Source organism: Colwellia sp. 12G3, assembly GCF_002836775.1.
Taxonomy (GTDB): domain Bacteria; phylum Pseudomonadota; class Gammaproteobacteria; order Enterobacterales; family Alteromonadaceae; genus Colwellia.
Genome location: NZ_PJAQ01000009.1, coordinates 79356 through 92870, shown reverse-complemented (window position 1 = coordinate 92870; position 13515 = coordinate 79356). Strand labels below are relative to the sequence as shown.

Sequence of the window (13515 nt, the reverse complement as noted above, 5' to 3'; positions counted from 1 at the left end):
CAATAAGAGGAGGTTATAATATGGTTATTCAACCAAATAAATAGCTGAATATGGCACAATAGCCATGCGATTTTAAAAAGGATTATTAATGAGTAAACAAAAAGTAGCAATAATCACCGGTGCAGGTCGAGGCATTGGCGCAGCAACCGCAAAGCTTTTTGCCCGTAACGGTTATGCAGTTTGTATTAATTATAAATCAGATGAAAAATCAGCCAGCCAAGTCGCTAAATCAATCTCCGCTGATGGTGGTCAGTGCATTACAGTGCAAGCCGATGTATCTTTCGAAAGTGATGTAGAAAGACTGTTTACTACCGTAGACAAAGTTTTGGGCACTGTCACCGTGTTGGTTAATAATGCCGGTATTTTAAAAAAACAGTCGCGATTAGAAGATATGACTGCTGAACGGATAAATTCGATCCTAACCAATAATGTCACCAGCTATTTTTTATGCTGCCGTGAAGCAGTTAAACGTATGTCGACTCAGCGCGATGGTTCAGGTGGTGTGATTGTCAACGTATCTTCTGCTGCTGCGCGTTCTGGCTCGCCCAACGAATACATTGATTATGCGGCGTCAAAAGGAGCAATAGACACTTTAACTAAAGGGCTATCACTTGAAGTTGCTGCAGAAGGCATTCGAGTTAATTGTGTACGTCCTGGTTTGATCTATACCGATATGCATGCCGATGGCGGAGAGCCTGAACGTATAGAAAGGTTAAAGCATGTTATTCCAATGCAAAGAGGTGGACAATCTGGGGAAGTAGCTGAGGCTATTTACTGGCTGGCGTGTGAGAAGTCATCCTTTTCGACCGGTAATTTTTTAGATTTAGCTGGGGGGTTGTAAGCCTTATGGATATGAGGCCTACACTGACTTATCTAGCCGTTTCCCCTACACTATAGTTTTATCCTGTAGAAAGTGGCGTAAGTATTTCTTCTGGGATCGGTTGCAGGCGTTTTTGTTTATCTAGGCAGACCATTTCAATATCGCCAATGACCGCTGCTTTGCTAGCATTAGGGCGCCATAACTCTTGTCGCCATAAGGTCTTATATTTACCGTCAAATTGGTAACTGGTACGTACATCGCAAATTTCAGCGAATTCAACGCCATCTTGAAAGGTTAAATTGGCTTTATAAACGGCAAAACCTAGACCTTTTTCCTGCCATAAAGTTGCCAGCTTGTCGCTGTCAATCACATGCTCACGCGCACGCTCAAAATATTTGAGAAAATTAGGGTGATAGACAACGCCTGAATGATCGGTATCTTCGTAATAGATTTGCACGGGGTGATGATAAATTTTACTCATTTTACGTAATTAAATTCCTAAGTTTCATTGCAAAACACTGGCTACCTAACGACTTATTGAGCACTTACTAACGATGCTTTAAGAAGTTTCATACCCTCTTCCATCGATATAATCGGCGTATAACCAAAATCTTTTTTAGCAGCACTTATATCAAAATAATGACTGGTCGAAAGCTGTTTGGCAACAAAGCGTGTCATTATTGGTTCTTGTTTTTTCTTCAATACGTTATAGAGCCACTCTAACGTTGCGCCAGCGGCATAGGCAACAGCGCTGGGCACTCTTTTCGTCACTGGAGGTAAATCAACACAATGAAGAATATTATTGAGCATCGCGGCCATAGTAATAGGCTGATCATTACTAATAAAATACGCTTTACCAATACAATTTGAATTAGGCTTTGCTAATTCAATCGCCGCTAAAATATGCGCATACGCAGCATTATCAACATAAATGGTGTCAACGAGTTTATCTTCTTTGCCAACAAGCTTTAATTTGCCGGCTCGGGCTCGTTCTAATACCCGCGGGACCAGATGTGGGTCATTTGGACCCCAAATTAAATGCGGACGTAACGCCACAGTTTTTAACGACTTAACTTGATGAGAGTCTTGAACAGTGCTTTGATTAGAGGTTGTTGAAGCAGCTAATATTTGTTGTTCAGCTAAGGCTTTAGATTCACCATAAAAATTTAAAAAATTTGTCGCATACGGCTGTGATTCATTAATGCCCGCTTCATCAACGCCAGCAAAGGTAACACTCGGCGTACTGGTATAGACTAAGCTAGTGATAGCTAGTTCCTGACAGGCTCGGATAATGTTTAGAGCACCTTGCACATTAGGCTTGAAATAATCGTCTTTACTGCCCCAAACGCCTGCTTTTGCTGCCACATGAAAAACTAGATCACATGATTGCATCGACTCTTTAAGGCGAACAAAGTCGGTAATGTCACCCTGGACCATATTAACGCCCATTTGGGTAAGCTCAGGATAATTACCTCGAGCAAAACCTGTCACTTTAATATTAGCCAAACGCAGTAGTCGACAAATAGCCTTGCCTAAAAACCCACCAGCCCCAGTAACAAACACATGGTTAGTTTGCCCTGAAAGTGCACTAAGTGCTTGTTGAACAGCTTCGTTAAAATGGACTGTAGTGTAGATGCTGTCGTCACTATTTTTCGTTTCTTCAATCATAGTTAAGTTCTAGTTAAGCTCAAGTTACACGCTAATTTAGTCAAGTTCTTGCTGAGCCCACACGGCCAGTTTTTCACGAAATATCTTGGCGTTATGGCGTATATCCACAGGAAAATCTTCATGAATTAAAAAATGAGAAATGGCTGATGTTTGCTTATGAGCAAGCGCTGAAATTTTTAATGATGAAAAAAGCACTGACTCATCAAAACTTTTATCTTTTTTAGCTTCATCCGTTAACTCAACACACAGAAGTGGCACACGTTTATGGTTTATTTTAACCCCCACTAAAGCGCTACGCTTCACAGCTTTGTGGGTATTAAATATTCGCTCACAAGGAATAGAAAAGAAGACATTCTTTTGAGTTTCAACACGATGTGCTTTTCGTCCACACATCCACAACAAGCCTGATTCATCGAGATAACCTAAATCGCCCATTCGGTGTCGAACTACATCCGCATCAATAATTTTAGCCTGCGCAGTCGCTAATTCTCGATGATAATATTGCTGACTGACTATATCGCCTTTAACAACAATTTCACCAATAGTGTTTATTGGTAAGGCTAAACTGTCATGCCACGTTTCAATGACCTCTTCACTAATCTCGATAATACTGAGTTCAACACCATTAACTGGCGCACCGACACAAATTCCGCCGCCAGTATCAGTAATATGGCTTGTTTTGAGTAAATCGTCACTGGAAATTTTAGTCAGAGGCAGTGATTCAGTCGCGCCATACGAAGTTAATACCGGCACACCATCACTAAGTAGTTGAGTAAATATTTCTATTGAAGGTAACGTGGCCGGAGCGCCTGCAGAAATAACACGCTTTAAACTATTAAGCTTGGTTGTCTTACCCTTTGTCGTGCCCGCCTGCCCTAGTACTTCAATGAGCGCTGGGTTGGCAAATAAGTTGCTACATTGATATTTTTCAATGGCCGCAAAGATAAAGTCAGGATTAGCTTTTATCGGTTTACTGGCATCCATATCAGGAACAATAGAGGCCATACCTAATGCTGGGCCAAATAATGAAAATAATGGGAAAGTTGCTAAATCACGCTCGCCGGGTTTAATCGCATAATCTTCTTTTAGCGCGGTAATTTGCGCTTCAAACATTTTATGGCTGTACACCACACCTTTAGGCGTACCGGTACTGCCACTGGTAAATAAGATGGCTGACATAGCATCATCAGCGAGTTTCACCATGGAAAAAATGGCTTCTTTATTTGATAAAGCACTTTTTTGAATAGGATATCGGGTTAGTAGCGTTGTTAAACTGATGCCACCAATCAATGAAGCGAACACATTTTCGCTTGAACTGCCGGTAGTAACGGTTAAGAGTTTTTTAACGCTACCTTTGCCCCAACGAAATAATACTCTGGCGATATGTGCTTTAGGGATACCAATAAACGCATCAGGTGCAGATTCAATAAAACATTGTTTAAGGTTTTTAATGCCCATGCCTGGGTCAACTAAAATGGGAATGATACCCGCTTTAAACAGAGCGAAGGTTAAAGCAAAAAAATCAATGCTAGGCGTTACCATCAACACTGCTTTCATGCCTGATTTAAGACCGTAAGCATTTAACGCATAGGCAATCTCATCACTGCGCTGGTGCAAAGTAACAAAATCAATTTCTTGATAAGTAAGCTTACCTCGTTGATTTTTTTGCACGGCAACAGCTAACGCAGTGGGCGTTGCTATTGCTGCATGGGCGAGGTGGCGACATAAATTAGCTTGGTTAGACCTGTCGGTAGTCTCTGTCATTTACCCTTTCCTTTTGTATGCATTCCTATGAAGTTAACTGCGAATGAGTTAATTACAATGAGTTAATGACTATTTAACTAATTGCGCTTCACTTGTCGTTAAGAAGTGACTAATTAAAGGCACTACTTCTTCACTGGCATCTTCTAAAATGTAGTGACCACAATCATCAAAAGCATGTACTTTTGCATCAGGAAAGCGTTGTTGCCACTCTTCTAAAAAATACTTATCAAAAACGAAATCTTGTAAGCCCCAACAAATTAGCATAGGTAACTTATTAAACTGCGCTAAGCTATCGCTAATGTCAGAAACTAACTGATAGTTTCTATCCCCCTCTTTTAACGGGATATCTTGAATAAAGCGCAAGGTTGAAATACGATTTTTCCAAGAGTTAAAAGGTGCTACGTAAGCTTGGCGTATTTCTTTGGCCATTGGCTTTCGCTTTACGCCAATGTATGAAGCAATACTTGAGAAAGCATTAAAACCGCGTACTAAAAACGTTCCGACAATAGTATTACGGCCTAACCATAATGCAGGCGGTAGCTTTTTAGCTTTAGGTAAATGAAAAGCTCCGGTGTTTAAAATAACCAAACGTTTGATACGTTCAGGATAGCGCGCAGCATACCCCATACCAATCATTCCGCCCCAATCATGTACTACAAGGGTAATATTTTCTTTTACATCTAAATGGTCAAGTAAAGCTGCTAAGTCATCTATACGATTAGCTAGGGTGTAATCATAACCCTCATCACTGGGTTTATCAGATAAACCACAGCCAATATGGTCTGGCACTATGCACTGGTGATTTTGGCTTAATTGTGTCACTAAATTACGGTAATAAAAAGACCAACTCGGATTACCATGAACCATGACAACCGGAGAGCCCTGTCCTTCATTAACATAATGATATTGATGACCATTACGATTAATGTAATTACGTTTAAATGGGAATGACTTTGTTAACGTATCGGCTAACACCTTATCTACTATTTTATCTGTCATGTTATCTAACATAGTTACCACTTAAGCCCTAACATCATACAATTTAAACCACTGCCTATCCCTAAGAAGCTGACATTATCGCCTTTTTTCAAAAAACCCTGGTCATGCGCCATAGCTGCTGTTACCGGCAAAGAAACCGTACCCATATTGCCAAGTAACTTAAACGTTGGAAATTCTTTTATCGCTGGGATGTTTAAGGCGGTTAATACTTTCTTTTGATTAGCGGCGCCCACTTGATGACATATAACTTTATCAACGTTTTCTTCAACCCATTCACGTTGTTCTAAAAAGTGTTCCCAGGTATCTTTCGCTAACGAGACACCTTCTTTTAGTAAACTTACCGCATCTGTGCGCATAAATTCACGAAATAATTGTGGACCGACTTCTTTTAAGCCCCATTGACACAAATTATTATGTTCGGGTGCCGATAAGTGACTTGCGCCTAACAATTGATGATTTCGGTCTGTATCTAGGTTTAAAGTACCATCAGTCAATAATACTGCAACAGCACCTGAGCCTCCCGTTAATGTCGCTAAAGATCGCGCATAATTTTGCATGGTTGGATCGGCGAGCATGTCATCAATAGTTACATCTACAATGTGACGTGCTGATTCACACGAGACCACAAGGCCCGCTTTAATTTGTCCAAGCTCAATACGGTTAGCAATATCTAAAATACCTGATAACACGCCTAAACAAGCATTGCTGATATCGTAAATTGCCGTGTTTTTTAACACGCCAAGCTTAGCGGCTATTCTACAAGCGGTAGCTGGCTCATGTTGATCACGACAGACGCCGGTATAAACAACCGCGCCTATATCTGCCACATCAATACCTGTTTCATTCATTGCTTTTTGTGCAGCAACAATAGCGCCATCTGAAAGCATATGATCGGTTGGCCACCAACGGCGTTCCTCAATCCCAGTTAATGCTGTGAGTTGCCCCATTGGAATACGAAACTTTTGATATAACGGGGTCAAGCGAGATTCAAGCTCTGAACTGGTTACCACTTCAGGGGCCAGTTCATACGCTAAGCTATTAATAAAGACGCGGGAATATTTCATTTAAGTGGCTATTGCTTATTATGTCTAGGTTAGCTGTTGCAATGCTGTTTTCATTCCACCGATGTATTGATGAGGACAAAGCACGTTAAGTAACCAATGTTAATTATTTATGACTATGGGGCGCCATTTGAGCAAGAATATGGCAAGGATTCAACCAAAAATATGATTTATCGATAATCTACCGTAAATTATCTGCACTTAAGTTCATTTATTATAGATAATACTTATGAAACGTAAACTCAAATGAAAAGGCCCTCATAATGAGAGCCTTGATAATTGAATACAAATGCTAGTGCTTAACTCACTATTTCATTCTCGCTATAATTAGATGTTTTGGTTGAAGTAATCTAGCTATCAACATTAAAAATAAAACTAACAAAGCGAATAAAGAAAGACTGCCACTGCTCGATTTTTCAGGGGTAACGTCAAGTGATATAGTATCGTTATCAACCACAGCTATACCGCCAGGATCATCAATCACCCCGTTGGCAATGCCGTCGCTATCATTTGCGCCGCCATCTTCAATGAATAATTTTAGACAAATATCACCGACATTAAGCCCTACTTGATAAAGTTCACTGTGCGGTGGTGGACAAACACCATTTACGGCAGCGCTCGTGGCGATAGCATTATTACTGTCTTCAACGAAGTCAGTCCATTGTTCCTCACCGTTTATCTTACGATAAACCGAATATTCAACAATGGCAGCCGATAAGGGTAAAACAATAGCAACTGAACGACCGAATGGCTCAATGTTATGTATTTCAAAATCGAAATAGCCCAAGGTATTTTCTAAACTGTCCTTTTCAACTAATCCGGTATCTAGAATCTCTTGTTGAGAAAGTGCTACACCGTCAGAGCTTTGCAATAGTGCAAACTTACCTAACCTTAATTGCAAACCTGGCTCAGTTTCGGCTAACTTTACCACCGCGGCATTAATATGTAATGGCTGTAAGTAAGGGATGGTTGAATTATCCATATAAGCGGGTAAACCATCCGAGTCTTCATCGCTAAAGCCCTCATCAATATCACTAATACCATCTCTATCACTATCAAGGCTACGCAATGTTTGTTGACTCGCCAGTAAAGGTAAGAATACCTGCTTAGTTTGTGACAACTCTTCACTACCGCTATTGGTTGTATTACCACTATCAGTTACCGTGACACTAAGATTAATGAGGCCTTTATTTTCTTCAGGTAGATTTACACCATCCGCTGGAAATACTAGTTGTAATTCATCAGTTGAAAGTACGGCGTTCAAGTAGTCGGGGATTTGCCAATCAACTTGGTGGGTGTCTTGCACATTAGAATCTTTAATGCTTAAAACAATGGTTACATCACCATCATGTATAGCAACGCTAGGTACTTGTATGCCTTTTTGCCAAACGGCTAGCTTGATACTCGGCGCAACATTGGCTTCAGAAATTGTAAAAACCTGCTTGGCATTTACGCCTGCATTGACACCTTGCTCAAAGCTCACAATGAGCTGCTCTTCACCTTCTAGTTGGAAGTCACTATTGATATTAATATCGATGAAACCAGTAGTACCTTGCGCTATGACTATTTTATTATCGGCAAGATTATAATCCGCATTATCAACACTACCGGTAATGGTCAATGGTATAGTCACAGGGTAGGCTGGCGCATTACCAGACAAAACCACCTCAACTCGAGCCACACCGCCTTCAGCAACAATTTGGTCTGAAGAAAGGTTCACTAACGGATGAATATTTAACACTTGTGAAACCGTGGCAATATTCCCAGCATTATCTACCGCGCGCCAAAGAATTGGGATTAAACCAGAGCTGATATTTTTAGCACCCGTTTCAAAACCAAGCGCCGTCAAACCACAGCAGTTTCTACCATCTAGACCATCATTAACAGTGATATTAGTTAAGTTAACTAATCGCTGTAAGTCTAATAAGGTAAAAGTATGCTCTGCATTGATATGCACGGCCTGTGGTGGAGTAATAATGGGGGCGTAATCATCAAATAAAGGATGAGTACCTGCTAAGGCTTCTGCCGCGTTAGTAATACCATCAAAGTCAGTGTCTAAACTCGCATCAAATGCTTGTAATGGATCAAAGTTATATAATAACTCGAACTCATCTGGCATATTATCGCCATCATCATCAAGATCCGCATTGTTACCTACTAAATCACCATCGGTATCTAGCTGCTCATTTGGATTTAATGGTAATTGATCGTAATAATCTAAAGTACCATCACCATCATCATCGGTATCAAGTAGGTCACCAACACCATCGCCATCACTATCATTTGTCTCTTTCGCATCATACGGAAAGTCATCTAGGCTGTCAGTAACGCCATCATTATCATCATCACTATCTTCATTATTACCTAAACCATCATTATCATTGTCTTCAAATTCGCTTGCATTTAAGGGAAACAAATCTAAAGCATCAACAACACCATCATTATCATCATCTTGATCGCTAACATTACCAACACCATCGTTGTCAGTATCTAGCCATTCAAGTGGATTTAGCGGCAGGTCATCTTCACTGTCAATAAAGCCATCGTTATCATCATCGCTATCGCTATTATTACCAATACCATCACCGTCTGTATCTAGCCACTCATTGACATCAAGTCTAAAGGCATCTTCGCTATCAATGACGCCGTCACCATCATCATCAGTATCGGCATTATCGCCAGTACCATCACTGTCAGTATCAAACCATTCTAAGACATTAGTATCAAAAGCATCAACTGCATCAGGGTAACCGTCGTTGTCATCATCACTATCGCTATTATTACCAATACCATCGCCGTCTGTATCTAATTGTTCATTAACATCAAGTCTAAAAGCATCATCACCATCATCAACACCGTCACCATCATCATCAGCATCAGTATTATCACCGACATTATCACCATCAGTGTCTAAGTATTCATTAATATCAAGAGGAAATGCATCATTGCCATCAACAATGCCATCATTATCATCATCAGCATCACTGTTATTACCGACACCATCGCCATCAGTATCTGTTGTTTCAGTTTTGTTGTAAGGGAAAGCATCCGCACCATCTAAAACGCCGTCACCGTCGTCATCGTTATCTAGATTATTTCCGATACCATCACCATCGGTATCAATAATTTCTGAAAAATCATCCGGTAGCGCATCATCGCCATTTAGTATACCGTCACCGTCACGATCTGGATCGCCGTTATCACCCGTACCATCACCATCTAAATCGCCTGTTTCAGCAGGGTCGAGGGGAAAGGCATCAAGGGTATCAACAACACCATCCCCATCATCATCATCATCTGTATTATTACCGATTAAATCACCGTCAGTATCACTATATTCAGATGCATCTAATGGAAATTTATCTGTAACATTATCAACACCATCACCATCAATATCGTTATCGCTATTATTACCTAAACCATCATTATCGGTATCGAGTTGTTCTAAAAAATCAAGAGGAAAAGCATCATCAATATCATCAGAACCATCACCATCTGCATCCGTGTCAGGACCATCACAAATACCATCACCATCGGTATCTAAATTTTCTAATGGGTCAAGACCACATTTATCAAGATTATCAGGTACACCATCACCATCATCATCGCCATCGGCAACATTACCAATACCATCATTATCTGTATCGGTAGTTTCAGTTGCATTTAGAGGAAATGCATCGGAGGTATCATCAACCCCATCATCATCATCGTCAAGGTCTGTGTTGTTGCCGATACCATCGCCATCAGTGTCATACCATTCAGTGACATCATCCGGCCATATATCATTACCGTTAATGACACCATCACCATCTCGGTCGGCATCTGCGTTATTACCTAGACCATCTCCGTCGGTATCGAGTGATTCAGTACCATCAAGTGGAAAAAAATCGTCTTCATCAATCACACCATCACCGTCATCATCGGTATCGGTATTATTACCAACACCATCAAAATCTGTATCAATGCTTTCTAGTGGATCAAGTGGAAAAACATCATATACATCAATAACACCATCATTATCATCATCACTGTCGGCATTATCACCTATGGTATCGTTATCAGTATCTATGCTTTCTAATGCATTAATAGGAAACACATCAAGTAAATCGGGTATCCCGTCATTATCATCATCGGTATCTTCATTGTTACCTAAACCATCCTTATCGGTATCTAGCCATTCAAAGTGGTTATTTGGAAAAGGATCGTAGAAATTGATAACTAAGTCGCCATCATCATTATTGTCAAAGCCAAAAGGAGAACTATAACCATTGAGCAGTCCATCACCATCAATATCAGGATCGGAGTTGTTGCCAATGCCATCAAGATCGGTATCAATCCATTCAAGTGGATTTGTGGGAAATAGATCAACGGCATCATCATAGCCATCACCATCGGTATCAATGGCAAAAGCACTACTACTGATGATTAATGTAAGTATGCTTAAAAATTTAAAGCAACGTATTTTATACTTCAACACGCGTTTCTCCAAAGGAGGTTATCAGCTCAAAGAGCAGATTTTATTGTCAACGAACCTTAGTAAAAATTACTAGGTGATAGATATACTCGTAAGTTTAACTCAATAGAGCAGCTTACACCGACATCTGATTATCGGCTGATTTATTGAAAACTTGAACAATTAAAGTGTTACTAATACGTAACACTAGTAACCAATTTGACGACCAAAACGATAATTAAAACCAATAAACACAGTACTGATACTGCCAAAATCTGAGTAACTTGGATAATGTTTAAAACCAATATGTATCGCAGAGTTTTTAGTAAAACTTTTTTGCAAGGAAATGGACATTACTGGATTGATATCACCTTGTTCAGCAAAGTAGACATCATCTCGATCAAAATCAGGCCGAAAAACAAATTTATGCTCACCTAAGTTAATGGCTGCGCCCAATTGAAATTCAACCATTAGGCTGTTGATAAATTTATTGTATGATTCTGGGTAATAACGATAGCCTAAAGATAGATCAATGGTTTGGAGAGTAAAATCAAAGTCAGCTTCATCCCAAACACCACTTGTTTTATCCAAATCACCAATCACTACGTTTTCAAGGCGGTTGTAACTTACTTGCCAATTAAAGGCTTTTTGATTAAAAAATTCATCTCCGATGGAAAGGCTATAACCAAAGCTTTTATCTTGATCTACTTTATGCAGTTGTACTGAGCTTTCTAACGCATGACTTTTACTCGTCAATATAGCGATAAAAAGACATAATATATGAGCTATATGTGGAAATTTTTTCGCTGTCACTATACTACTCCTGCCAACATTTTGTCGGTTTTAGGGGACTACTAATAAATAGAATAAAGCAATTTCCACACCAATAGTGATGCTTGCTGTGGTAATTATCTCTACTTTTAATAAACTCAACAAACGTGATGAGTTTATTTATACGACTAATTAATTTACTCCATTGCAAATTTATTAATTTCAACTTCTAAATTAACACTTAATTGCTGTGCTTCATGCGCTGCCGATTGAGCTTGTCGAGAAACACTAGAAGTATTACTCGCTGTATCAGAAATATTTACAATGCGTTGAGCGGTATCTTCTCCAGCCGATAATTGTTCAACTGCTGCCGTTGATATTTGGTGGGTCATTTGTGATATTTCACCTAAAGAGTTCGCTATTTGCTGCAATTGTAGAGAGACTTGTTGAGATTTTTCAACTGTTTGCTCACTGGTCTCCATACTTTGGCTCACTGAACTCTTGGCTTCTTTTGTCGCACTTTGTAATTTATTAATCATTTGGTGAATTTCTTCAGTACTGGTCTGAGTTCTTTGTGCCAACTGACGAACTTCGTCGGCAACAACGGCGAACCCACGCCCTTGCTCACCAGCTCTTGCCGCTTCAATTGCCGCATTGAGTGCTAATAAGTTCGTTTGCTCAGCAATACCTTGTATAACGGTTAATACGTTAGCTATATTTTTTACTTCATCATCAAGTAACTGAATATTAGCACCCGCGTTTTCAATTTGATTTTCAAGTAAATTAATCGTTTTAGATGCTTCATCCGTTAAGATATTAGCCGTTTCCCCCTGTTTTTCAGCTTCAACAACTGAGTCAGCCGTTTGCTGCGCATGTTCGGCAACTGCACTTGCTGATGCCGTTAGCTCTGTAATGGCAGAAGCAACCATTTGGGTCTCTTCATTCATAGCTCTGGTTAAATCATCAAGCTCCCCAGCCCTTCTCTCAGCGTCATCGGTTTGATTATGCAAGTTATCTGCAACCCCCTTAATACCCTGTACAACACCTTGCAGAGCTGCTTGCATATAATTAATAGCACCAACGACACTTTCACTGTTTGCATCACTAAACTTGGAGTCTTGTTTAAGGTCTCCACGAGATACTTTTAAAACCAGTTGATGAACGTCACCTATCTCACCGCCTAGGGCGTTATTTAACGATAAACCAAAACGAGCGAGCGCTGTAGATAACACCACAGCAATAAGAATAGACAGGGAGAGTAACCACTTAGCGGTCCCCCAATAACGGGCGTCAGCTTCGGCAGAACTGATGCCCGTACCGATATACCAGCCCCATTTAGGTGTTTTTTGCACAACAGACGTTAAATCAACAACTTGACCATCTCTTTCAGAGTTCCAGTGATAAGTAATAATTTGATTTGTTTTATTACCAACTAAACTCGCGACTAATTGGCCAATGCTTTGGCCGTCCGCATCTTTAAAGTCATTAAAGCTGGTGCCATGTAATTGAGGGTCATGTGGGGTTGCAATAAAATTAAGTTTTTCATCAACAACATAAACATATTCAGAGTCATGGTATTTATTTTCTCTAAGCATTTCTTTGGCGAAGCCTTTTGCTTGCTGCTCAGAAAATTCTTCATTGTCACTGAGTTTCTCAAACTGCTCAACAATATTGGCTGTAGATTTCATTAATTGGTTAATGCGAGCGATGTTATCCGTTTCACTAGCTCGAGTTAATACCTGTAGTCCTAATATAGCGACACTGAGTAAAGATAAAAATAATACGATGACAAAAGCTAAGATCTTTGCTTTTAAGCGCATATAACCACCTATAGTTGAATTATTATCCTTTTAATAATAACGGCTCACCATTAAAATACTAGGGGATTAATTATCTTATTTAAATAGTTACCTAACTAAACTAGCATTGAAGCACAAAATAACACTAACAAGGTAAAATTCACCGTTAATAGAACGTAA

General features: G+C 39.8%; 9 protein-coding genes. 1 reads left to right on the top strand and 8 read right to left on the bottom strand.

From position 1 onward, the window contains the following. Positions 1 to 88 precede the first annotated feature (88 nt). Positions 89 to 841 carry an SDR family oxidoreductase gene (locus CXF71_RS03665; protein WP_101231631.1) on the top strand — a complete coding sequence of 251 codons (753 nt, stop codon included), beginning with the start codon at positions 89 to 91 and terminating at the stop codon, positions 839 to 841. A 58-nt stretch (positions 842 to 899) separates the two neighbouring features. Here CXF71_RS03665 and CXF71_RS03660 read toward each other — a convergent pair whose 3' ends face one another. The 8 genes from CXF71_RS03660 to CXF71_RS03625 all read right to left on the bottom strand — a co-directional run bounded on the left by CXF71_RS03660 (position 900) and on the right by CXF71_RS03625 (position 13356). Beyond that, complete coding sequence (locus tag CXF71_RS03660) at positions 900 to 1301, bottom strand: thioesterase family protein (protein WP_101231630.1); 402 nt, start codon at positions 1299 to 1301, stop codon at positions 900 to 902. A 53-nt stretch (positions 1302 to 1354) separates the two neighbouring features. Next, entirely contained in the window at positions 1355 to 2488 is a 1134-nt protein-coding gene (oleD, locus tag CXF71_RS03655) for a 2-alkyl-3-oxoalkanoate reductase (protein ID WP_101231629.1), read from the bottom strand. Between the two features lie 36 nt (positions 2489 to 2524). Further along, positions 2525 to 4252, bottom strand: a complete 1728-nt coding sequence (gene oleC / locus CXF71_RS03650) for an olefin beta-lactone synthetase (RefSeq protein ID WP_101231628.1) — start codon at positions 4250 to 4252, stop codon at positions 2525 to 2527. 69 nt (positions 4253 to 4321) lie between these two features. After that, entirely contained in the window at positions 4322 to 5263 is a 942-nt protein-coding gene (locus CXF71_RS03645; protein WP_442871913.1) for an alpha/beta fold hydrolase, read from the bottom strand. A 2-nt stretch (positions 5264 to 5265) separates the two neighbouring features. After that, entirely contained in the window at positions 5266 to 6315 is a 1050-nt protein-coding gene (locus tag CXF71_RS03640) for a 3-oxoacyl-ACP synthase III (protein ID WP_101231627.1), read from the bottom strand. Positions 6316 to 6619: 304 nt separating this feature from the next. Beyond that, positions 6620 to 10789 carry a thrombospondin type 3 repeat-containing protein gene (locus CXF71_RS03635; RefSeq protein ID WP_101231626.1) on the bottom strand — a complete coding sequence of 1390 codons (4170 nt, stop codon included), beginning with the start codon at positions 10787 to 10789 and terminating at the stop codon, positions 6620 to 6622. Between the two features lie 183 nt (positions 10790 to 10972). Further along, complete coding sequence (locus CXF71_RS03630) at positions 10973 to 11578, bottom strand: hypothetical protein (protein WP_101231625.1); 606 nt, start codon at positions 11576 to 11578, stop codon at positions 10973 to 10975. Positions 11579 to 11733: 155 nt separating this feature from the next. Then, positions 11734 to 13356 carry a methyl-accepting chemotaxis protein gene (locus CXF71_RS03625; protein ID WP_101231624.1) on the bottom strand — a complete coding sequence of 541 codons (1623 nt, stop codon included), beginning with the start codon at positions 13354 to 13356 and terminating at the stop codon, positions 11734 to 11736. Between the last annotated feature and the right edge of the window lie 159 nt (positions 13357 to 13515).